Source organism: Pseudoduganella sp. UC29_106 (assembly GCF_044055365.1).
Classification (GTDB): Bacteria; Pseudomonadota; Gammaproteobacteria; order Burkholderiales; family Burkholderiaceae_D; genus Rugamonas.
In genome coordinates this window covers 5,995,453-6,017,467 of sequence record NZ_CP171977.1, presented here as the reverse complement: position 1 = coordinate 6,017,467, position 22,015 = coordinate 5,995,453, and the positions used below count along the sequence as shown (strand labels likewise).

Annotated in this window: 20 protein-coding genes and 4 pseudogenes; 13 read left to right on the top strand and 11 right to left on the bottom strand. The window is 63.4% G+C overall.

Annotation, left to right across the window (positions count from 1 at the left end):
* Window positions 1–3: 3 nt before the first annotated feature.
* Genes gmhB through ACHMW6_RS29960 form a run of 5 tightly spaced genes read right to left on the bottom strand, consistent with a single transcriptional unit; the run spans window position 4 to window position 6,093 of the window.
* Window positions 4–573 (bottom strand): D-glycero-beta-D-manno-heptose 1,7-bisphosphate 7-phosphatase, encoded by a 570-nt coding sequence (gmhB, locus tag ACHMW6_RS29980; RefSeq protein WP_395402508.1) that lies wholly within the window; start codon window positions 571–573, stop codon window positions 4–6.
* Window position 574: 1 nt separating this feature from the next.
* Window positions 575–2,677 carry a glycine--tRNA ligase subunit beta gene (gene glyS, locus ACHMW6_RS29975; protein ID WP_395402506.1) on the bottom strand — a complete coding sequence of 701 codons (2,103 nt, stop codon included), beginning with the start codon at window positions 2,675–2,677 and terminating at the stop codon, window positions 575–577.
* Between the two features lie 12 nt (window positions 2,678–2,689).
* Window positions 2,690–3,586 (bottom strand): glycine--tRNA ligase subunit alpha, encoded by an 897-nt coding sequence (glyQ, locus tag ACHMW6_RS29970; RefSeq protein WP_395402504.1) that lies wholly within the window; start codon window positions 3,584–3,586, stop codon window positions 2,690–2,692.
* 60 nt (window positions 3,587–3,646) lie between these two features.
* On the bottom strand, window positions 3,647–5,215 hold the full coding sequence (gene lnt / locus ACHMW6_RS29965) for an apolipoprotein N-acyltransferase (protein WP_395402502.1): 1,569 nt from the start codon (window positions 5,213–5,215) through the stop codon (window positions 3,647–3,649).
* Window positions 5,215–6,093 (bottom strand): HlyC/CorC family transporter, encoded by an 879-nt coding sequence (locus ACHMW6_RS29960; RefSeq protein ID WP_395402500.1) that lies wholly within the window; start codon window positions 6,091–6,093, stop codon window positions 5,215–5,217. Before ACHMW6_RS29960 ends, lnt begins: the two co-directional genes overlap by 1 nt.
* Window positions 6,094–6,190: 97 nt before the next feature.
* On the opposite strand from ACHMW6_RS29960, the gene ACHMW6_RS29955 reads away from it, so the two are divergent.
* On the top strand, window positions 6,191–7,204 hold the full coding sequence (locus ACHMW6_RS29955; protein ID WP_395402498.1) for a transporter: 1,014 nt from the start codon (window positions 6,191–6,193) through the stop codon (window positions 7,202–7,204).
* Window positions 7,205–7,271: 67 nt separating this feature from the next.
* On the opposite strand, the gene ybeY is transcribed toward ACHMW6_RS29955, so the two are convergent.
* Genes ybeY through miaB form a run of 3 tightly spaced genes read right to left on the bottom strand, consistent with a single transcriptional unit; the run spans window position 7,272 to window position 10,115 of the window.
* A complete protein-coding gene (gene ybeY / locus ACHMW6_RS29950; RefSeq protein ID WP_395402496.1) occupies window positions 7,272–7,736 on the bottom strand; it encodes an rRNA maturation RNase YbeY in 465 nt (154 codons plus the stop codon).
* Window positions 7,720–8,784 (bottom strand): PhoH family protein, encoded by a 1,065-nt coding sequence (locus ACHMW6_RS29945; RefSeq protein WP_395402494.1) that lies wholly within the window; start codon window positions 8,782–8,784, stop codon window positions 7,720–7,722. Before ACHMW6_RS29945 ends, ybeY begins: the two co-directional genes overlap by 17 nt.
* Window positions 8,781–10,115 (bottom strand): tRNA (N6-isopentenyl adenosine(37)-C2)-methylthiotransferase MiaB, encoded by a 1,335-nt coding sequence (gene miaB / locus ACHMW6_RS29940; RefSeq protein ID WP_395402492.1) that lies wholly within the window; start codon window positions 10,113–10,115, stop codon window positions 8,781–8,783. Before miaB ends, ACHMW6_RS29945 begins: the two co-directional genes overlap by 4 nt.
* Window positions 10,116–10,203: 88 nt before the next feature.
* Here miaB and ACHMW6_RS29935 point away from each other — a divergent pair, with 88 nt between their 5' ends.
* A complete protein-coding gene (locus ACHMW6_RS29935) occupies window positions 10,204–10,515 on the top strand; it encodes a hypothetical protein (protein ID WP_395402490.1) in 312 nt (103 codons plus the stop codon).
* A 240-nt stretch (window positions 10,516–10,755) separates the two neighbouring features.
* Window positions 10,756–11,127 (top strand): hypothetical protein, encoded by a 372-nt coding sequence (locus ACHMW6_RS29930; protein WP_395402488.1) that lies wholly within the window; start codon window positions 10,756–10,758, stop codon window positions 11,125–11,127.
* Window positions 11,128–11,205: 78 nt separating this feature from the next.
* Here ACHMW6_RS29930 and ACHMW6_RS29925 read toward each other — a convergent pair whose 3' ends face one another.
* Window positions 11,206–12,051, bottom strand: coding sequence for an HDOD domain-containing protein (locus tag ACHMW6_RS29925; RefSeq protein WP_395402486.1), 846 nt, complete (start codon window positions 12,049–12,051; stop codon window positions 11,206–11,208).
* A complete protein-coding gene (locus ACHMW6_RS29920) occupies window positions 12,048–12,383 on the bottom strand; it encodes a hypothetical protein (RefSeq protein ID WP_395402484.1) in 336 nt (111 codons plus the stop codon). The genes ACHMW6_RS29925 and ACHMW6_RS29920 overlap by 4 nt, the downstream gene beginning before the upstream one ends.
* Window positions 12,384–12,514: 131 nt before the next feature.
* On the opposite strand from ACHMW6_RS29920, the gene ACHMW6_RS29915 reads away from it, so the two are divergent.
* The 4 genes from ACHMW6_RS29915 to ACHMW6_RS29900 are packed head-to-tail and all read left to right on the top strand — an operon-like array spanning window position 12,515 to window position 15,290.
* On the top strand, window positions 12,515–14,101 hold the full coding sequence (locus ACHMW6_RS29915) for a sensor histidine kinase (protein WP_395402482.1): 1,587 nt from the start codon (window positions 12,515–12,517) through the stop codon (window positions 14,099–14,101).
* Between the two features lie 58 nt (window positions 14,102–14,159).
* Entirely contained in the window at window positions 14,160–14,711 is a 552-nt protein-coding gene (locus ACHMW6_RS29910; protein ID WP_395402480.1) for a DUF1697 domain-containing protein, read from the top strand.
* A gap of 10 nt (window positions 14,712–14,721) precedes the next feature.
* Complete coding sequence (locus ACHMW6_RS29905; protein WP_395402478.1) at window positions 14,722–15,114, top strand: DUF3224 domain-containing protein; 393 nt, start codon at window positions 14,722–14,724, stop codon at window positions 15,112–15,114.
* A gap of 2 nt (window positions 15,115–15,116) precedes the next feature.
* Window positions 15,117–15,290, top strand: a complete 174-nt coding sequence (locus tag ACHMW6_RS29900) for a hypothetical protein (RefSeq protein WP_395402476.1) — start codon at window positions 15,117–15,119, stop codon at window positions 15,288–15,290.
* Here ACHMW6_RS29900 and ACHMW6_RS29895 read toward each other — a convergent pair.
* Window positions 15,287–15,832: a CGNR zinc finger domain-containing protein gene (locus ACHMW6_RS29895; RefSeq protein ID WP_395402474.1), complete on the bottom strand. Its 546-nt coding sequence runs from the start codon at window positions 15,830–15,832 to the stop codon at window positions 15,287–15,289. The two genes, ACHMW6_RS29900 and ACHMW6_RS29895, sit on opposite strands and share 4 nt — an antisense overlap.
* Before the next feature lie 102 nt (window positions 15,833–15,934).
* On the opposite strand from ACHMW6_RS29895, the pseudogene ACHMW6_RS29890 reads away from it, so the two are divergent.
* The 6 genes and pseudogenes from ACHMW6_RS29890 to ACHMW6_RS29865 all read left to right on the top strand — a co-directional run bounded on the left by ACHMW6_RS29890 (window position 15,935) and on the right by ACHMW6_RS29865 (window position 21,999).
* Window positions 15,935–16,787 (top strand): annotated as a pseudogene (locus ACHMW6_RS29890) (alpha/beta fold hydrolase).
* Between the two features lie 130 nt (window positions 16,788–16,917).
* Window positions 16,918–17,745: a ChaN family lipoprotein gene (locus ACHMW6_RS29885; RefSeq protein WP_395402472.1), complete on the top strand. Its 828-nt coding sequence runs from the start codon at window positions 16,918–16,920 to the stop codon at window positions 17,743–17,745.
* Window positions 17,746–17,797: 52 nt separating this feature from the next.
* Window positions 17,798–18,519, top strand: a pseudogene (locus ACHMW6_RS29880) (FadR/GntR family transcriptional regulator).
* Window positions 18,520–18,610: 91 nt separating this feature from the next.
* Window positions 18,611–19,521, top strand: a pseudogene (gene kdgD, locus ACHMW6_RS29875) (5-dehydro-4-deoxyglucarate dehydratase).
* A gap of 18 nt (window positions 19,522–19,539) precedes the next feature.
* On the top strand, window positions 19,540–21,117 hold the full coding sequence (locus tag ACHMW6_RS29870) for an aldehyde dehydrogenase (NADP(+)) (RefSeq protein WP_395402470.1): 1,578 nt from the start codon (window positions 19,540–19,542) through the stop codon (window positions 21,115–21,117).
* A pseudogene (locus ACHMW6_RS29865) lies at window positions 21,114–21,999 on the top strand (SMP-30/gluconolactonase/LRE family protein). The gene ACHMW6_RS29870 and the pseudogene ACHMW6_RS29865 overlap by 4 nt, the downstream one beginning before the upstream one ends.
* The last annotated feature ends 16 nt before the right edge of the window (window positions 22,000–22,015 follow it).

Sequence of the window (22,015 nt, the reverse complement as noted above, 5' to 3'; positions counted from 1 at the left end):
CGGTCAGGCGGCGTGGGACGCCGATTTCAGGATATGGGTCACGGCGCCGGCCAGATCCGGGAACACCATCGTGCCGGGCGGCAGGCCGCCGGTGGCATTGGTCTTCTCGCCCTTGCCGGTCAGGACCAGGAAAGGCACGCAGCCCATGATGAAGCCGGCCTGCAGGTCACGCAGCGAATCGCCGATGGTCGGCACGCCTTTCAGGCTCATGTCGAAGCGCTTGGCGATTTCGGCGAACATGCCCGGTTTCGGCTTGCGGCAATCGCAGTTGTCGGACGCGGCGTGCGGGCAGAAGAAGATGGCGTCGATATCCGCGCCGACCTGCTGGGCGAGGCGGTGCATCTTCTGGTGGATCGCATTCAGCGTCGTGATGTCGAAGAACTGGCGCGCAATGCCGGACTGGTTGGACGCGATCACCACGCGATAACCCGACTGGTTCAGGCGGGCGATCGCTTCCAGCGAGCCGGGGATGGGGATCCACTCTTCGGGGGACTTGATGAAGTCCGGCGAGTCGTAGTTGATCACGCCATCCCGGTCCAGGATGATCAGCTTTGCAGGCTGGGACTGTGGCATCTCAGGCCGCCAGCTTGGAGATGTCGGCCACGCCGTTCATCATGCCGTGCAACGAGGACAGCAGGGCCAGGCGGTTGTTGCGCAGGGCGACATCCTCGGCCATCACCATCACGTCGCTGAAGAAGGCATCGACTTCGTTCTTCAGCTGCGCCAGCGTCTTCAGCGTGGCGGTGAAGTCGCCTCGGCCGAAGGCTGCATCCACTTCCGGCTTGACGCGGCCCATGGCTTCATACAGGGCCTTCTCAGCGGCGTCCTGCAGCACGGCCGCATTGACGGCGCCGGCCTGCTTCAGGGCTTCCTCGTTCTTCTTCAGGATGTTGGTGATGCGCTTGTTGGCGCCGGCCAGCGATTCCGATTCCGGCAGGGCGGCGAAAGCCTGCACGGCTTCCAGGCGCTGCACGATATCGTCCAGGCGGTCCGGATTCTGCGCCACCACGGCTTCGATCTCGTTCACGCTGAAGCCGCGCTCGCGCAGGATGCCGCGCAGGCGGTCCATCATGAAGGCGGTCACTTCGGCAGTCGGGTCCTTGAAGTTCGGCACGGCCACGAACTGCTGCACGGCATCCGACAGCAGGGTGGCGATGGACAGCGGCAGGCGCTTCTCGATCAGCATGCGCAGCACGCCCAGAGCGTGGCGGCGCAGCGCGAACGGGTCCTTGTCTCCGGTCGGCTGCAGGCCGATGGCCCAGATGCCCACCAGGGTTTCCAGCTTGTCCGCCAGGGCCACGGCGGTGCCGGTGGCGGTGGACGGCAGGGCGTCGCCGGCAAAGCGCGGCTGGTAGTGTTCGGACGCGGCCAGCGCCACTTCCTCATGCTCGCCATCGTGGCGCGCATAGTAGGTGCCCATGATGCCTTGCAGCTCGGGGAACTCGCCCACCATATCGGTCAGCAGGTCGGCCTTGGACAGGCGTGCGGCGCGTTCGGCCAGCGCCTTGTCGCCGCCCAGGTGGCCGGCGATGGCGGCCGCCAGCGAGGTCACGCGCTCGGAGCGCTCGGCCTGGGTGCCCAGCTTGTTGTGGTAGACCACGTTCTTCAGCAGCGGCAGGCGCGAGTCCAGCGACTTCTTCTTGTCCTGCTCGAAGAAGAACTTGGCGTCGGACAGGCGCGGGCGCACCACGCGCTCGTTGCCGCCGATGATGGCTTGCGGCGTGTCGGTCGCGATGTTCGAGACGATCAGGAAGCGCGAGCGCAGCTTGCCGTTCGCATCGGTCAGCGCGAAGTATTTCTGGTTGGTCTGCATGGTGAGGATCAGGCATTCCTGCGGCACGGCCAGGAATTCTTCCTCGAATCGGCATTCGTACACTACCGGCCATTCGACCAGGGACGACACTTCATCCAGCAGCGCTTCTGGCATCAGCACCTGGTCGGCGCCGGCTTTCTGCAGCAGGGCGGCACGGATGGCTTCCTTGCGCGCTTCGAAGCCCGGCACCACGCGCGCCTGTTCCACCAGCACGGTGGAGTAGATGTCCGCGTTTGGCACGCTCACTTCGCGCTTGCCCGGCGCGGTCAGGAAGCGGTGGCCTTCGGTCTTGTTGGACGCGGTCAGGCCCAGCAGGGTCAGTGGCACGATGGTTTCGCCGTGCAGGGCGATCAGGCTGTGCGCCGGGCGCACGAACTGCACGGTCTCGCCGTCCGGACGCTGGTAGCTCATGACCTTCGGGATCGGCAGTTTCGCGATTGCCTCGTCCAGCGCGGCTTGCGCGCCAAGCTGCAGCGCGCTGCCGGCGGCGAGCTTGGTGTAGAAGAACGCGTCCGCCTTGCCGTCCGATGCGCGCTCCATGTCGGCCACGCTGACGTGCGACAGGCCCATGGCAGCCAGTTTCTTGGCCAGCGGCGCGGTTGGATTGCCTTCAGCGTCCAGCGCGACGCTGACAGGCAGGATTTTTTCGCGCACCTGCTTGTCCGGCGAGGTGGCGCGCACCTTGGTGATGGAAACGGCCAGGCGGCGCGGGGTGGCGAAGACGGTGGCTTCGCTGTCGTCTTCCAGGAAGTCGCGCGATTTCAGGCCATTGACGATGCCCGACGCAAAAGCGGCGCCCAGCTTGGACAGCGCTTTCGGCGGCAGTTCTTCGGTCAGCAGTTCGATGAGCAGGGTCTGATTCATGTTCGGTATTCTTTATTTGGCGACCATCGGGAAGCCGAGGCGTTCGCGGGACTCGTAATAGGCCTGGGCCACCATGCGCGACAGGTTGCGCACGCGGCCGATGTAGGCGGCGCGTTCGGTCACGGAAATGGCGCCGCGCGCGTCCAGCAGGTTGAAGCTGTGCGAAGCCTTCATGATCTGTTCATAGGCCGGCAGCGTCAGTTGCAGCTCGATCAGGCGCTTGGCTTCCGATTCGTGGTTCGCGAACTGGGCGAACAGCAGCTCGGTATTGGAGTGCTCGAAGTTGTAGGCCGATTGCTCAACCTCGTTCTGGTGGAAGACGTCGCCGTACTTCAGCACCTTCTTCACGCCGTTCTCTTCCCACTCGGTCCACACCAGGTCGAACATGTTTTCCACGCCTTGCAGATACATGGCCAGGCGTTCAACGCCGTAGGTGATCTCGCCCAGCACAGGCTTGCAATCGAGGCCGCCGACCTGCTGGAAGTAGGTGAACTGGGTCACCTCCATGCCATTCAGCCAGACTTCCCAGCCCAGGCCCCAGGCGCCCAGGGTCGGGCTTTCCCAGTCGTCTTCCACGAAGCGCACATCGTTCTGCTTCAGGTCCAGGCCCAGTGCTTCCAGCGAACCGAGATACAGATCCAGGATGTTTTCCGGCGCCGGCTTCATCACCACCTGGTACTGGTAGTAGTGCTGACCGCGGTTCGGATTCTCGCCATAGCGGCCATCTTTCGGACGGCGGGATGGCTGCACATACGCGGCGCGCCACGGCTCCGGGCCCACGGCGCGCAGGAAGGTGCCGGTGTGGAAAGTGCCCGCGCCGACTTCCATGTCGTAGGGCTGGAGCAGTGCGCAGCCCTGCTTGTCCCAATAGGTCTGCAGGGTCAGGATAATTTGTTGAAATGTCAGCATCGTGTTCAATCGGTGGCGCGCACGGGCGCGAGCGTTATCGGATCGCTAAAACGGCTCATTTTAGCGGGTTTTACCGGGAACCTGTAGAGTTTTGCGGCCCTGCCGCGACAGCAGCCAGGCGGCGGCAATCGACAGGGCTGCAAGGGCGAGGAGGAGTTTGTTTTGCAGGGCGATATAGGGCGTGGTGCCCGTCATGCCCTGCACGGAGGCGGCCAGCACGCCGGCGCGGTAGTAGGGCAGGCTGTGCGTGACTACGCCGCGCGGGTCGATGACGACCGTGGCGCCGCTGTTGGTGGCGCTCAGCATCGGGCGGGCCATCTCCAGGCTGCGCATCTGCGAAATCTGCAGGTGCTGCGGAATGGCGATCGACTCGCCGTACCACGCCAGTTCGGACACGTTCAGCATCACGGTGGCGCCGGTGGCGTCGATCTGCTCGGCGATCTCCTCGCCGAACAGGTTCTCGTAGCAGATATTCGGCAGCACCTTCTGGTCGCGCACGACGAAAGGACCCTGGATATCCGGCCCCGCAGTCTGGTCGCCTAGCGGGATCTGCATCATATTGGTGAACCAGCGGAAGCCGGGCGGGATGAACTCGCCGAAGGGGACCAGGTGCTGCTTGTCGTAGCGGTAGGGCGGCACGCCGCGCGCCGGGGACAGGCCCAGCACGGAATTGGCATACCGCGTCGGGCTGTCCATCAGCGGTATGCCCAGCACCACATGGCTGCCGCTCTTGCGCGCGAACAGGCCGTAGGAATCGAGGTAGCCGGGCGGCAGCTGGTGCGGGAAGAGGGGCACGCCCGTTTCCGGAATCGCGATCAGGTCGGCCGGCGCAGCGGTCACCGCCTCGTAATACTTGCGCAGGGTGCCCTGCATATGGGCCGGGTCGAACTTCGCCTCCAGCGCCACATTGCCCTGGATCAGGCGCACGGACAAAGGCTTGCCGCTGGCATGGGTCCACTCGATGAACTGCAGGCCGAAGCCGAGCGCCCACACGGCGGCGATCAGGCCCAGCGCCCGCAGGCGGGTACGGTGCTGCAGCAGGCACAGGGCGCCCGCCGTCAGCGCCACCAGCCAGCTGATGCCGTACACGCCCAGCACCGGTGCATAGCCGGACAGGGGCGAGGTGTTGTGCGCATAACCGGCCGAAGCCCAGGAAAAGCCCGTGAACAGCCAGCCGCGTGTCCATTCGAACAGCGCCCACAGCGCGGGTGCAACGAGCAGGGCGGCGGCAGGCAGGGGCAGCGCCCAGCGCTTGCGCAGCCAGTTGGTCGTACCCATCGCCATGCCGGCATACAGGCCCATGGCCGCGCCCAGCAGGGCAATCGAGATGGCCGCCATCGGCGCCGGCAGGCCGCCGAAGCGGTTCAGGGCGATGTACAGCCAATGGAAGGCCGCCGTGCACCAGCCGAAGCCGAAGGCCCAGCCGACCAGGAAACCGGCGCGCGGCGTGTCCGCACGCAGCACCTGGTAGAACAGCATGGCGAGTGTGACGACCTGCAGCGGCCACCAGCCGAAAGGCGCGAAGGAAAACACGCTGGCCGCGCCGGTGAGGGCGGCGATCAGCATGCGGTTGCGGGTACTGCGTTGGGGTGCGGGCGCTTCGCCTGCACTGGCTTTACGCCAGCGCATCAGTCCTGCTCGTCCACGGAAGGCGGCAGCTTCTCGACGGTCAGCACGTGGATCTGGCGGGCGTCCGCGCGCAGCACTTCAAAGCGCAGGTTATCGATGTCGAACACATCGCCCTTGTGCGGCATGCGGCCCAGGTGCTTGGCGACCAGGCCGCCGATGGTGTCCACATCCTCGTCGGACAGGTCGGCGTCCAGTTCCTCGTTGAACTGCTCGATTTCCGTCAGCGCTTTCACACGCCAGCGCGGGCCCAGTTGGCCTTCCTTGATGGAGAGGATATTATCTTCCTCTTCGTCGAAATCGTATTCGTCCTCGATGTCGCCGACAATCTGCTCCAGCACGTCCTCGATGGTGATCAGGCCGGCCACGCCGGAGTATTCATCGACCACGATGGCCATATGATTGTGGTTGGCGCGAAAATCGCGCAGCAGCACATTCAGGCGCTTCGATTCGGGGATGAAGATGGCCGGGCGCAGCATGTCGCGCACGTCGAACGACTCTTCGGCGTAGTAGCGCAGCAGGTCCTTGGCCAGCAGGATGCCGACCACCTTGTCACGCTCGCCCTCGATGGCGGGGAAGCGGGAGTGGGCGGTTTCCAGCACCAGGGGCAGCCATTCCTCGATCGGCTTGGAAATGTCGATGACGTCCATTTGCGAGCGCGGGATCATGATGTCGCGCGCCGACAGGTCGGATACCTGGAACACGCCCTCGATCATCGACAAGGCGTCGGCGTCGATCAGGTTGCGCTCGTGGGCATCGTGCAGAACTTCAAGCAGCTCCGAGCGGTTCTCGGGCTCTGGGGAAATCAGTGCGGTGAGTCGCTCGAACAGCGACCGGTGGGGTTTAGCGTCATTTCTGACGCCACTAGAGTGCTCTTGCATAATTGGCTTTGAAGCCTATTGTTTCGAAGTGCTATAGGATACACCAAACGGACGCAGGGGGGGCGTTTTGTCAGTTTGATATGAGTCAGGAGAATGCATGCAGATAAGCGCAGTTGCCTACGGTTCCGATCAATGTGGCCTGGTGTGCAGCTATTTATTCGGCCGTGGTCCGCATCCTCTGCCTATCGAGGCGGCGGACGCCGAGCAATGGCTGCGCCAGCGCGCGTCGCATCCGGGCGAATTCCTGTGGCTGCACTTCAACCTGGCCAACACGGCCAGCGAAAAATGGATGCGCGAGCACACCATGCTGGCCCACGAGTTTTACGAGGCGCTGCATGAGGGATCGCGTTCCACCCGCATCGAGCAGGCGGACAACACGCTGGTGGCGGTAATCAACGATGTCCTGCGCGACTTCAGCTTCGAACCGTCCGATATCGCCAGCGTGTGCCTGAGCGTGGACCAGCACCTGCTGGTCAGCGCGCGGCGCCAGCCGCTGCAGGCTGTCGAGCGCCTGCGCCAGGCCGTGCGCGGCGGCGAAACGGTGGCGTCCACCGTGGTGCTGTTGACCCACCTGCTGCGCGACCAGGCCGACGTGCTGACCCGCATCGTGCGCGACGCCACGGCCAAGGTGGACAGCATCGAGGACAATCTGCTGTCCGGCAAGCTGCGTTACAAGCGCCACGACCTCGGTTCCCTGCGCCGCGTGCTGGTGCGCCTGCAACGCCTGCTGGCGCCTGAACCCGCGGCGCTGTTCCGACTGCTGCAACGGCCGCCGACCTGGGTGTCCGAATCGGACCGCCAGGAATTGCGCGAGTCGAGCGAGGAATTCGCGGTGACGCTGAACGATATGGCCGCGCTGCAGGAGCGCATCAAGGCGCTGCAGGAAGAGATTGCGGCGCTGGTGAACGAGGCCAATAACCGCAGCCTCTATGTCCTGACGATCGTGACCGTGCTGGCGCTGCCGATCAATATCATTGCCGGTTTGCTGGGCATGAATGTGGGCGGGGTGCCGCTGGCGGATGATAAGGAGGGGTTCTGGATTATTGCGGCGATCGTGGCGATATTCACCATCGTCGCGGGATATTGGGCGTTCGGGAAGGAGCGCGATTAGAACCAACGGCGTGAAGCAGGTGGCTGCCACGATGTGGCAGCCACCAGGGTTACGCCGTGGGTTTTAATCAGGCCGCGTACGGATCCGCGTACCCCAACTCGCCCAGGATCTCGGTCTCGATCCCTTCCATCTCCGCCGCTTCCTCATCATCCTCGTGGTCATACCCCTGCGCATGCAGCACACCGTGCACGACCAGGTGCGCCGTATGCTCCTCCACCGTCTTCTTCTGCTCCGACGCCTCGCGCAGCAGGACATCCGTGCACAGGATGATGTCCGCGCGGGTCGGTTCATCCTCGTCGTAATCCTCGCCCTCGTTATAGGCAAAGGTCAGCACATTGGTGGCGTAGTCCTTGCCGCGGTACTCGCGGTTCAGATCCTGGCCCTCCTCGGCGGCGACGAAGCGGATGGTCAGTTCGGCGGGTGCGAACAGGGCGGCCTTGACCCACTTGCGGATCATGGGACGGGTGATGTCTTCCTGCAGCCGGGAATCGGCATACTGCACGGACAGGGTCAGCTTATTTTTTTCGGACATTGCGGACGGCTTTGACAGGCGGTTTCACGGGATGCAGCAGCGGCGCGATTTCCGCGCTCGCCGTCTGCGACTGCTCATAGGCATCGACGATGCGCGCCACCAGCGGATGGCGCACTACGTCGGCGCTGGAGAACTGGCTGAAGGCGATGCCGCGCACATTGCGCAGCACGTGCATCGCATCGACCAGGCCGGACTTCTGGTGCTTCTGCAGGTCGATCTGGGTCACGTCGCCCGTCACCACGGCCTTGCTGCCAAAGCCGATACGGGTCAGGAACATCTTCATCTGTTCCACGGTGGTGTTCTGCGCTTCATCCAGGATCACGAAAGCGTGGTTCAGCGTGCGGCCGCGCATATAGGCCAGCGGCGCGATTTCGATCACCTGTTTCTCGAACAGCTTCTGCGTGCGGTCAAAGCCCAGCAGATCGTACAGCGCGTCGTACAGGGGACGCAGGTACGGGTCCACCTTCTGTGCCAGGTCGCCCGGCAGGAAGCCCAGGCGCTCGCCCGCTTCCACCGCAGGGCGGGTGAGGATGATGCGCTTGACGGCATCGCGTTCCAGCGCATCGACGGCGCACGCCACGGCCAGGTAAGTCTTGCCGGTGCCGGCCGGGCCGATGCCGAAACTGATGTCGTGTTCCAGGATATTGCGCAGGTAGCGGATCTGGTGCGGCGTGCGGCCGCGCAGGTCGCTGCGGCGCGTCTTCAGGATCGGGCTGCTGATGTCCGGATCGTGGAAGGGCGGTTCCTCGTCATGCTCGTCGCCTTCCGGTGCCAGGCCGGCGCGCTGCTCGACGAGGGCCAGCTGGACTTCCTCCACCGGGATCACCTTGTCCGCCACATCCCAGAAACGCGACAGGATTTCCACCGCGCGTTCGGCATTGTCGCCGCTGACGATGAATTTCTCGCCACGGCGGAAGATGGTCACATCCAGCGCGGCCGAAATCTGGCGCAGGTTTTCGTCCAGCGGTCCGCACAGGTGGGCGAGGCGCGTGTTGTCCAGCGGCTCGGGGATAAAGTAGTGCGGCTGCACTGGGGTCTTGGTTTTCAAAGTTGGGCTTCTCCGCGCAGGGAGTAATCGAGGCTTTCGGTGATGCGCACATTGACCATCCGGCCATACAGGGCTTGTGCGTTGGCGCCGCCGTCGAAGTGGACGGTGCGGGTATTGCTGGCGCGGCCCTGCAGCTCATTGCCGCCGCGCTTGGACGGGCCTTCCACCAGCACCTGCATGGTCTGGCCGACCATGGCGGCGCTGTGGCGCCTGGTGTTCGCATCGAACAGTGCCTGCAGGCGCTGCAGGCGGGCCGACTTTACTTCGGCCGGCGTATCGTCGGCCAGGTTGGCGGCCGGCGTGCCGGGGCGCTTGCTGAAGATGAAGCTGAAACTGTTGTCGAAGTCCACGTCCTGCACCAGCTTGTACATGGCTTCGAAATCTTCATCTGTCTCGCCTGGGAAGCCGACGATGAAATCGGACGAGATCACCACATTCGGGCGCACGGCGCGCACCTTGCGGATGATGGACTTGTATTCGAGCGCCGTGTAGCCGCGCTTCATGGCGCCGAGGATCTTGTCCGAACCATGCTGGGCGGGCAGGTAGAGCTGGTCCGCCAGCTTGGGGATCTTCGCATAGCAGTCGATCAGGCGCTGGTTGAATTCTTTCGGGTGGCTGGTCACGAAGCGGATGCGTTCGATGCCGGGGATTGCAGCCACGTATTCGATCAGCATCGCGAAGTCGGCCACCTGGCCATCCTCGGTGGCGCCGCGGAAGGCGTTCACGTTCTGGCCAAGCAGCATCACTTCCTTCACGCCCTGCGCGGCCAGGCCGGCGATCTCGGTCAGCACGTCCTCGAAGCGGCGCGACACTTCCTCGCCGCGCGTATAAGGCACCACGCAATACGAGCAGTACTTGCTGCAGCCTTCCATGATGGAGACGTAGGCGAACGCGCCTTCCACGCGGGCCGGCGGCAGGTGGTCGAACTTCTCGATTTCGGGGAAGCTGATGTCCACTTGCGGCTTGCCACTGTGGCGGCGCAGCTCGATCATCTTCGGCAGGCGGTGCAGGGTTTGCGGCCCGAATACCAGGTCCACGGTCGGCGCGCGCTTGACGATCGCTTCGCCTTCCTGCGACGCCACGCAGCCGCCCACGCCGATCAGCAGTTCAGGCTTGGCCTGCTTCAGTTTGCGGAAGACGCCCAGGTCGGAAAACACCTTTTCCTGCGCCTTTTCGCGCACGGAGCAAGTGTTCAGGAGGATCACGTCGGCTTCTTCAGGGGAATCGGTGCGCACCAGTCCGTCGGACGCGCCGAGCACATCTGCCATCTTGTCCGAGTCGTACTCGTTCATCTGGCAGCCAAAGGTCTTGATAAATACTTTTTTCTGCATCCTGCAAGTTTACCGTAAATCGGGGCCGGCCTTGAATTTGCGGGCCGGGCGATCTAATGTAAAAACAGCAAAATCCGAGGAGCCGGCCATGCCCGTCAATTCCGTGAGCAGCAACAGCAATGCAATCCAGCTGGCCAACAATGCCGTGAACGAACGCCGGCTGGAGGAGCAGCGCGCGCAGCGCCTGGAAGAACAGCGGCAGCGCGACCAGCAGGTGGAGCGGGCGCAGCGCGAACAGGCGCAATTGCAGGAGACGCGGCGCTCGGAGCAGGCCCAGCAGACCGAACAGCAGGATTTCCTCACCTTGCAGCAACTGCGTTCCCAGGCTGCCAACGACACCCAGAACCGCAATTCGCGTGGCACGCCCGCGCCCGGCAGCAATATCAATGTGACAGCTTGAGCACCGTCAATTTGTAACAATTTCCCCACAGTTCTTTCGTGCGCCACAGGATGTTTCCCTGTGTTGAAATGGCTTTGTTGTCAAGATTTTCGGCGAAACATTGCACATTGTTGAGATTGATTAATGTTCGCTTAATACCACTTGGCAGGACAAGGCCGGGGTGGGCCTAGAATATTGTTTTAAGAACAATTTCCACCCGGCGGCCTTCATTTACCAATCCATTTCAAGAGAGGACACATCATGGCACACCACGCTCTTGCATCCCAGGAAAGTTATAACCCCAACCACCTGTTGGACATCCTGCTGGGCAAAATGCAGTTGAAAAACGATGCGGCCCTGTCGCGCCTGCTGGAAGTGGCGCCACCGGTCATCAGCAAGATTCGCCACCATCGCCTGCCGGTCGGCGCTTCACTGCTGATCCGCATGCACGAAGTGACCGGCATGAGCATTCGCGACCTGCGCGATTTGATGGGCGACCGCCGCACCAAATATCGTCTGTCGGACGCTCAGGGCCGTCCGAAGCCAGAGGAGAAGGCTGCGGCAGCAGCGGCGGCACAGCAGGGCGCGCCGGCGCAGAAGCCTGAAGGCGGCGGGAACAATTACGCCCATTAAAACCCACGGCGTGAAACAGGTGTCTGCCACGATGTGGCAGACACCAGCTTTATGCCTCGGGTTTTAAAAGCGCCGGCGTCACGCCAGCAGGACCATCGAGATTTCCTCGAACTGCAATTCGGTTTCGCGGAACAAATGCAGGCACGCTTCCTCATTCAGGGCGAGCGCCTGCCAGGCGACGGTGGACACCTTCGGCACCTGGTCATCCGGCTGGCGGGCCAGGTCCAGTGCATGGACTACGGCGTCGGCCACGTGGATGATGGTGGCGAGGAAGCCCGCACCGGGGCGCTCCGGTTCGTGGTGGCCGCCGATGGCCAGCCGCATCGTGTCCGAAAAGTTCCAGTGTTCGGCCAGCGCCAGGCCGGCATCCACATGGTCGATGCCCATCGCGGTGCGTTCGGCCTCCAGCAGCGTGCAATCGTGGGCCTCGCGGTAGGCCAGCACGTCCGTATAACGTTCAGGGAAGCAGGACACCAGCACCAGCCGGCCGATATCGTGCAGCAGGCCAGCGGTGAAGGCGTAGTCCTGGTTGAAGCGCATATGGCGCGCGAGGATCTTGGCGCAGGCCGCGGTCGCAATCGAATGGCGCCAGAACGCCTTGTGATCGAACTCCTTGCACGCGCCTTCGGCAAAGCAGCCCGTCACCGCGGCCGCCGTGATCAGGTTGCGCGTGGTCTGGAAACCCAGATAAGTGATTGCCTGCTGGATCGTGGTCACCTTCACCTGAAGGCCGTACAGCGAGGAATTGGCGAGGCGCAGGGTCTTTGCTGTCAGCGCCTGGTCGTGCGACACTTTTTTCGCCAGCACGCCGATGTCGATATCTTCCTGGTCGATGCTGTTCAGCAGTTCCATCACGACTGCCGGCAGCGATGGCAGATCCTGCAGATTCTTCACGACATCGTCATAACTCAGCTGCTCAGTCATGCAGCCTCCTTGCCGACGCGGTATTCCGTCACCAGGCGGCGCAGCGCATTCGCTCCCCACTCCTCTCCATCATCGGGATCATGCAGGCGGAACAGATGGGCAATCCGTTCGAGCTGGCGCGCGTGGTCCGCCGCCTGTTCCACCGGGCTTTTTTCAGGCAGGGCGATGGGCAATGCGCTGATGCCGTGGCGCGGCATCAGCGCCAGGATTTCCGTCGTCAACACCGTGCCTTCCGGCAGCAGGACTTTGCCATGCACGTCCAGCAATTCGTCGGACAGCACCATGCCGGGCTGCACGTCCGCCAGTGCCAGATGTTGATAGCTTGCCGTCATCTTTCCTCCTGTGAGAACAGGTCGAGATCTTACCACCGGGAAGCGTTTTCCATCACCTCCTGGCATCACTCTTAAAATCTTGCCAAGTTACATTCCATCCCGTACATTGAGGGGCAAAGGGAGGATGTTCGATGTTTGGTATTCAAGGCCGGCTGACATGCCTGTTCGTGGTCATCGTAACCGTGGTGTTGGGCATTTCCGGAACCTATGCGCAATACAGCCTCGGCCATGAACTGGAAGTCAGCAATCAGCGCCTGCGTGAAGGCGTGCTGACCCGCCTCCAGACCAGCCTCCCGTCCGCCCTGTGGGACCTGGACAAAGCCAAGGTCGATAATATCGTCGCCGCCGAAATGCTGCCGCCCGAACTGGTGGCCATCCGTGTCTATGACACATCCGTGGGCCTGTTCTCCGGCAAGCGCCGCCAGGAAGACGGCACCATCGTGCCAATCGAAGCCGAGGCTCAGATCTCCGGCAACCCCGTGGTGGCCGACCTGGCTTACCGCGACGCGGGCGCTGCCGGCAGCGCGCTCAAACCCGTGATCGTGGGCCGTGTGGTCGTCAATTTCAGCCGCGCCCAGATCGACGCTACCCTGGCGGCCGAAGTGCGCCGCAAGGTCATCGAAGTGCTGATGCTGGACATCATCCTGGTGGTGGCGCTGGCCCTCAGCCTGCGCATCGTCTTCGACCCGCTTAAGAAGCTGCGCGACGGCCTGTTCGAACTGGCCACGCGCGGCAGCGACGAAGTGGAAGAACTGCCCGAGAAGCGGCGCGATGAACTGGGCGACGTGATCCGCGGCTTCAACGCCATCCAACGGCGCGTGAAATCCATCATCCTGCGCACGCGCGAAGCGGAAGATGCGGCGCGCCGCTCGGCGCAGGAAACGGCCAAGGCGCTGGACGACCTGCAGCGCACCCAGGAATCGCTGCTGCAGGCCGAGCGCCTGGCGTCGCTGGGCTCGCTGGTGGCCGGCGTGGCGCATGAAATCAACACGCCGGTCGGCATCGCGCTGACCAGCGCATCGGTGCTGATGGAAGCGACGGAAGGCGTGAATGCGGCCATGGCCAGCGGCTCAGTGAAGAAGTCCGAAATCCAGCGCTATGTGGACACGGCCGGCGAGAGCGCCCGCCTGATCATGAACAATGCCTACCGCGCCGCGCACCTGATCCACAGCTTCAAGCAGATTGCGGTGGACCAGGTCAGCGAAGCGCGTCGCCGCTTCGAGCTGCATGAATACATAGGCGAGGTGGTGTCCAGCCTGCAGCCCAAGCTGAAGAAGACCCATATCTCGGTGCACATCAACTGCCCGGACGATATCGTCCTGGACAGCTACCCCGGCGCGCTGGCCCAGGTCATCACCAACCTCACGCTCAACTGCGTCGAACACGCCTTCGAGCCGGAGGGCAACGGCACCATTGAGATCCGCGCCAGGGAGGAGGGCGACTGGGTGGAAATGCAGGTGGCCGATAACGGCAAAGGCATTGCGGCCGACATGCTGGACAAGGTCTTCGACCCCTTCGTGACCACGCGCCGCGGCCAGGGCGGCACCGGCCTGGGCCTGAACATCGTGTTCAACCTGATCGTTAAACAGTTCGCCGGCAACATCACGGTAGACAGCACCGAGGGCCAGGGCGCCACTTTCACGCTGCGCATTCCCCGCGTCACGCCGGGCGATACCGATAACGATGAGCCCCATCCTGATGCTCGCCTGCACGCTTGATGCGAGCGCCGCCGGCCCCATGTTTCCCGCATACTTCGCCCAGCAGAGGAGGTAAGGGATGAGTACACGCCGCCAGATCGCGCTGCTGCGCGGAATCAACGTAGGCCGCGCCAAGCGCATCGCCATGGCTGATTTGCGCAAGCTGCTGACTGAAATGGGATTTGCCAATGTGCGCACTTTGCTCAACAGTGGCAATGTCGTGTTCGACTGCAATAGCAAGGATGCCAGGCAGTCCGCCACGCGCATCGAGGAGGGCCTGGTGATGCGGCTGGGCGTGCCGGCGCGCGTGACCGTGCTGGATGCCGAACAGCTGGACGGCGTGGTGGAGGACAATAGCCTGTGCGAAATGGCCAACGACCATTCGCGCCTGCTGGTCGCCGTACTGAATAATCCTGCCGACCGCGCCAAGCTGGAGCCGCTGGCGCACCAGGACTGGAAACCGGAAGCCTTTGCCCTTGGCCGCTGGGCCGCGTATATCTGGTGCGCGGACGGCATCCTGGCCAGCCGCGCCGCGGCGGCGATGGGCAAGGCTGTGGGCGATGCCGTCACCACACGCAACTGGACAACGATCAATAAACTGCACGCGCTGGCCACCAGCCAGACCGCCTAAGGAGAAGGAAATGCCCGTCGCAAACGGAGAATTCGAAGTCAAGCTGCTTCCCGCGCCCAATGCTTCCCTGACCGAGGGCAGCGGCATCGGCCGCATGACGCTGGACAAGCGCTACCACGGCCTGCTTGAGGCTGAAGGCTATGGCGAATTCCTCAGTTACCGCAGCAGCGTGCCCACGTCGGCCGTGTATGTTGCGATCGAAAAAGTGACGGGCACACTGGAAGGGCGCAACGGCAGCTTCGCCCTGCAGCACCAGGGCGTGATGGGCGGCGAGTTCGATGGCCTGCGCATCATTATCGTGCCCGACTCCGGCACTGACGGACTGAAGGGCTTGCGAGGTAAAATGGACGTGCGGATTGAAGACGGCAAACACTTCTATTCGCTCGACTACAGTTTTACCTGAACATGAGAATCAACGACACCTGGCGCGGCGCCCTCATCCTGGGCGCCGTGGTCATCGTTTTTATCATCGGCGCCATTGCGCTGTCTGAACACGGACTGCAGAAAGTCAGCTGCGTCGGCCGTGCGCTGGCCGGCGGCGTGGCCCTCTCCAACATCCACAGCGTCTGCGGTCTTTAGGCTTTCTGCCTTTGACGGAATTGCGCGACCTTGTTACGGTTGCCGCATAAGGCCATGCTGCACCAGCGGCGGCGGTGCGACTTGGTGCGGTCCAGGAACCATAAGGTGCACTGGTCGTCCTCGCATTTGCGCACCAGGCTGAAATCGCCTTCGGCCAGCAGCTTCGCAGCCGACTCGGCCAGCGGCGCGAGCAGGCGCTGGGGCGTGTCCGCCGCATAAAGCGTTTGCACTTTCACGCTGCCGTCCGGCTGGGGCGTCAGTTCCAGATGGCGCTGCGCCTGGAGCAGCAGGGCATTCAGCGGCGCCACATCCAGTTTCCCGCCTTGTTTGCGCGCCTGGACCAGGCCGCGCACGGTTTCGCGCAGGTGCCGGGCCGCTTCCAGTAAGCCGGGCGGCGCGCTCGCAGCCGCCGGGAAGCCGGCCTGCGCCAGCCACTTCATTACATCCGCATCGCTTTGCCAGCTATCGACCGGACCGCCGTTGAGCTGCATCACGGTATTCATCAGGTCCAGCGCCGGGTGGTCGCCGTAGAACTCGTTCATATCATCCTCCCGGGTTCATTGTAACCATCAAAAAACGGCTTGACAAGTTACGGCGCTGGCATAATATGCTAACCATTAACGACATATTTAAGGGGTTACGAGATGAACTTCAATACGATCAAAGCGGATGGCGTCAATGTGTTCTACCGTGAGGCCGGCGCTGCCGATGCGCCGGTTGTCCTGCTGCTGCACGGTTTCCCGACTTCCCTCCCATATGTTCCGCGAGCTGATTCCCCTGCTGGCGACGAAATACCGCGTGATCGCCCCCGACCTGCCCGGCTTCGGCTTCACCGAAGTCCCGGCCGAACGTCATTACAAGTACACCTTTTGATAGCCTGGCGGCGACGATGGACGCTTTCGTGCAAGCCCTGAAACTGCAGAAATACGCGCTGTACGTGTTCGACTACGGCGCCCCGACCGGCTTGCGCCTGGCCGTCGCCCACCCCGAGCGCGTCACGGCACTGATTTCGCAGAACGGCAATGCCTATCTCGAAGGCCTGGGCGAGGCCTGGGCGCCGCTGCGCAAGCTGTGGGCGGATCCTTCCGAAGAAAACTTCGACGCCATCCGCGGCTTCCTGAGCTTGGATGCGACCAAGTGGCAGTACACCCACGGCGTGGCCGATCCGGCCAGCGTGGCGCCCGAGGCCTACTATCTGGACTATTACCTGATGTCGCGTCCGGGCAATGCACAAATCCAGCTGGACCTGTTCTACGACTACCGCAACAACCTGGAGCTGTACCCGACGTTCCAGAAGTTCTTCCGCGAAGCGCAAGTGCCGACGCTGGCGATCTGGGCAAGCACGATCCCTTCTTTATCCCGCCGGGGGCGGAGGCGTATCGCCGCGACAATCCGAATGCGGTGGTGAAGCTGCTCGATACGGGGCATTTTGCGTTGGAGACGCATGTGGACGAAATTGCGGCGGAGATTCACGCGCTGCTTAAACCCAAGGCGTAACCCCTGGTGTCTGCCACGATGTGGCAGACACCCAGCCAGCGGCGCCGAACAGGTGTCTGCCACGTTGTGGCTGACACCAGCTTCTGGGGTTGGGTTAGACTTGAATCTTCACCACCACGCCCCCCAATCGATGAAGCGTCTCACAATCCTGCTGGCTGCCACCGCGCTGGCCGGCTGCAGTTTCTTCAGCAAGAAATCCAATAGCGACCTGCCGGCCGTCGTCGCCGCACCCGCCAATCCGCAAGTGCTGCTGCTGGGCGAAGTGCATGACAACGCCCAGGGCCACAAGCTGCGTTTCGATGAACTGAAGCGCCGCGTGGAAGCGGGCTGGCGTCCCGTCATCGCGATGGAGCAGTTTGACCGCGACAAGCAGGAGCGCCTGGATTCCGCGCAGAAGGGCTGCCTGGATGCCTCCTGCCTGATCAAAGTGATGAGCGGTCCGGGCTGGAACTGGCAGCTCTACCATCCGGTGATCCAGTTGGCGCTGGACAACCACCTCCCGCTGATCGCCGCGAATCTCTCCCGCAGCGAAGCGTCGCGCGTGGTACGTGACGGCGTGGCCTCCAGCTTTGACGCGGCCACCGTATCCGCCTACAAGCTGGACAAGCCCCTGCCCGCCGAGCTGCGCAAGGCCCAGGAGCGCGAAATCAAGGAAGGCCACTGCGATATGCTGCCGGACATGATGATCCCCGGCATGGTCGATGCCCAGGTCGCGCGCGACATCTGGATGGCCAAGCTGATCCGCGAGCAGCAGCCGCGCGATGTCGTGCTGATCGCCGGCAATGGTCATGTGCGGAAAGACATCGGCGTGCCCCGCTGGCTGAACGTCACGGAGCCGAAGCTGAATGTGCGCGTCATCGGGTTTGTCGAACCCGACCAGATGCGCCTGCCTTTCGATGAAGTGCGGAAACTGGATGTGCAAAAGCGGCAGGATCCCTGCGCTGGCCTGAAGAAGTAGTCGTCATACAACGGTGGTATACTGTGGGCTTTCCCAAAGAAAGCACGCGATGATGAACGAAACCGCAGCTCCTGTCCGCAAGAAGCACCGCAACCTGGCCCAGGGCGTAGTGGAGGCCATCACCGCCAATATCCAGAGCGGCGCGCTGAAGCCGGGCGAGAAGCTGCCGACGGAATCGCTGATCATGCAGCATCATGGCGTGTCCCGCACCGTGGTGCGCGAAGCGATTTCGCACCTGCAGGCGGCCGGCCTGGTGGAAGCCGCCACGGCGTGGGGACGTTCGTGCTGGAACCGCCGAGCGGCAATATGCGCATCACCATCAGCACGCTGGAAGACGTGCTGGCCATCCTGGAGCTGCGTATTTCCCTGGAAACGGAAGCGGCCTGGCTGGCGGCCAGCCGCCGCAGTGACGACCAGGCGAGCACCCTGTCGGCCCTGTTGAAGCGCATGCAGGAAGAGGGCAATCCGGTCGAGGTTGACAAGCAATTCCACCTGCTGATCGCCCAGTCCACCGGCAACCGTTATTTCGTAGACATCCTGAGCGACCTGGGCAGCGCGATCATCCCGCGCGCCCGCGTCAACTCCGCCCAGTTGGTGCATGACGACCCGAACGCCTACCTGCAGCGCGTGCACCGCGAACACGAGGATATCTGCCAGGCCATCGTGCGCAAGGATGCGGAAGCGGCCCGTGCCGCCATGCGGACCCATTTAAGCAATAGCCGCGAGCGCCTGCGCCACGCCCAGGAAATGCTGGAAAAGGGCGGCCGCGCCTGATTTTGTAACGCTGCTGTAAATAATCCTTGCAGCGTCGCGAGGATACTTGTACGATGTCATACAACTTAACCCGCGACCCTTTGGAGACGCCATGAATCCGCAAGACCTGAAAAAAATCCTGTCCGCTGGCCTGCTGTCCTTCCCGGTGACCGACTTTGACGCCGAAGGCAACTTCAACAAGAAGGGCTATATCGAGCGCCTGGAATGGCTGGCACCGTATGGCGCTCCGCCCTGTTCGCGGCCGGCGGCACCGGCGAGTTCTTCTCGCTGACCCACGAGGAATATCCGGAAATCATCAAGACCGCCGTTGACACCTGCCGCGGCAAAGTGCCTATCCTGGCCGGCGCCGGCGGCCCGACCCGCGCGGCCATCAAGTTCGCCCAGGAAGCCGAGCGCCAGGGCGCCCACGGCGTGCTGCTGCTGCCGCACTACCTGACCGAAGCAAGCCAGGAAGGCCTGATCAAGCACGTGGAAGAAGTTTGCGCTTCTGTGGACTTCGGCGTTGTGGTCTACAATCGCGGTGCATGCCGCCTGACCCCGGATTCGCTGGCAATTCTGGCTGACCGTTGCCCGAACCTGATCGGCTTCAAGGACGGCATCGGCGACATCGAAATGATGGTATCGATCTGGCGCAAGATGGGCGACCGCTTCTCGTATCTGGGCGGCCTGCCGACGGCAGAAGTGTATGCAGCAGCTTACAAGGCCCTGGGTGTTCCGGTGTATTCCTCCGCCGTGTTCAACTTCATGCCGAAGCTGGCCATGGACTTCTACCACGCCATCGCGAAGGACGATCACGCAACGACCAACCGTCTGCTGGACGAATTCTTCCTGCCGTACCTGGCGATCCGCAACCGCAAGCAGGGCTACGCGGTTTCCATCGTCAAGGCCGGGGCCCGCCTGGTCGGCCACGACGCAGGCCCGGTCCGCGCTCCGCTGAGCGACCTGACCGAGGAAGAGTGCGCAATGCTGGACAAACTGATCCGCGCCCAAGGCGCACAATGAAAAACTAAGGAGTAAGCAATGCACATCGCCGGTGAAATGGTAATTGGACAGAACGCAGTCATGGGCCGCGAAGGCCAGATGAAGGCAATCGATCCTTCCCGCAACATGGAAATCGATCCGCCCTTCGGCATGGCCAGCGCTGCTGACCTGGAACAAGCCTGCAGCCTCGCCGCTGCGGCTTTCGACACTTACCGCGAAACCGGCCTTGAGCAGCGCGCGCAGTTCCTGGAAAAAATCGCCGACAACATCATGGCCATCGGCCCGGTGCTGGTCGAGCGCGCAATGCAGGAATCCGGCTTGCCGCAAGCCCGCCTGGAAGGCGAACGTGGCCGCACTGTGAACCAGCTGCGCCTGTTCGCCAAGGTGGTGCGTGACGGCGTGTTCCTGAACGCCACGCTGGATGCAGCCCTGCCTGAACGCACCCCTCCGCGTTCGGACATCCGCATGCGCAAGATCGCCATCGGCCCGGTTGCCGTGTTCGGCGCTTCCAACTTCCCGCTGGCCTTCTCCGTGGCCGGCGGCGACACCGCGTCCGCGCTGGCCGCAGGCTGCCCGGTCGTGGTGAAGGCTCACCCGGCCCACCTCGGCACCTCCGAGCTGGTGGGCAAAGCCGTGCAGAAGGCGGTTGCCGACTGCGGCCTGCCGGAAGGCGTGTTCTCGATGCTGATCGGCGGTATCGAGACCGGCTCCAACCTGGTGGCACATCCGGTCATCAAGGCCGTGGGCTTCACCGGTTCCCGTTTCGGCGGCCTGGCGCTGATGCGCATCGCTGCCGCGCGCAAGGAGCCGATTCCTGTGTACGCCGAGATGTCCAGCATCAACCCCGTATTCCTGCTGCCGGGCGCACTGAAAGAGAAGGGCGCCCAGGTGGCACAAGGCTTCGCCGATTCCCTGACCATGGGTGCGGGCCAGTTCTGCACCAACCCTGGCCTGCTGATCGGCCTGGAAAGCCCTGAGCTGGAGGCCTTCACCACCGCTGCTGCCGCAGCCGTGCAGGCCAAGCCGTCCACCACCATGCTGACGCCTGGCATCCACAAAGCCTACGAGTCCGGCGTGGAGAAACTGTCCGCGCTGGAAGGCGTGTCCCTGCTGGCGCAAGGCGCACCGGCTGCCGGCTGCCAGGCACGCCCGCACCTGTATTCCGTGGATGTGGATACCTTCCTCTCCACCGCGGCGCTGGAAGATGAAAACTTCGGCCCAAGTTCCGTACTGATCCGCGCCAAGTCCGCTGAAGACCTGAAGCGCTTCGCCGAACACCTGGAAGGCCAGCTGACCGCCACCGTGCAGGCCACCGCGGAAGACCGCGACATCGCCGGCTCGCTGCTGCCGACGCTGGAACGCAAAGTGGGCCGCATCCTGTTCAACGGCTTCCCGACCGGCGTGGAAGTGTCCCATGCGATGGTGCATGGCGGCCCGTTCCCGTCCACTTCGGACAGCCGCACCACCTCCGTTGGCGCGACCGCGATCGACCGCTTCCTGCGTCCGGTCAGCTACCAGGACGTGCCGTCCTACCTGCTGCCGCAAGCGATCGCCGACGGCAATCCGCTGAACGTGCCGCGCATCGTCAACGGCGAACTGCAGGCCAAGCAGGCATGACCGCCTACGAGCGCGTCAGCGACCTCGTTTGCGCGGTGGGCGAAAGCCCGACCTGGAGTGCAGGCGAGGGCGCTTTCTACTGGGTGGATATCCCGGGCCGCCGCATCTGGCGCCTGGACCCGTCCAGCGGCGCGCTGCGCAGCTGGGAGTCGCATGAAATGACCGCCTGCGTCGCCGCGAAAGAGGGCGGCGGCCTGATTGCGGGCATGGAGAGCGGCATCTTCAGCCTGGCGCTGGGCGAAGGCCCGCAGGCCGAGGCCACGCTGCTGGCTGCGCCCGATACGCTCGGTCCCGGCAAGCGCTTCAACGACGGCCGCACCGACCGCCAGGGCCGCTTCTGGTCCGGCACCATGTTCATGGACATGGCGGCGGCACAGGCTGTCGGGCAGCTCTATCGCTACGATGGCTCCTTGTCCGAACCTGTGGTTTCGGGGCTGCTCACGCAGAATGGTCTGGCATGGTCGCCGGACGGACGCACCATGTACCTGTCGGATTCGCATCCGCAGAGCCAGATGATCTGGGCGTTCGATTTCGATACCGCGACCGGCACGCCGTCCAACCAGCGTGTGTTCGTCGATATGAAGCAGTATCCCGGGACGCCCCGATGGCGCGGCCATGGATGCTGACGGGTGCTACTGGATTTGCGGGAATGACGCTGGCTGCATCCTGCGCTTTACGCCCGAAGGCAAGCTGGATGTGCGCATTGATGTGCCGATGACCAAGCCATCGATGTGCGCGTTCGGCGGCGACGATCTGCGCACCTTGCTCGTTACGTCCATTGTGCCGGGGCAGCCCCAGCCCGGCGAACTCGCCGGCGCCGTAATCACCCTGCGCCCGGGCGTTCAAGGCGTCGCTGACGCTCCATTCAAACCCAAGGCGTGAACCTGGTGTCTGCCAC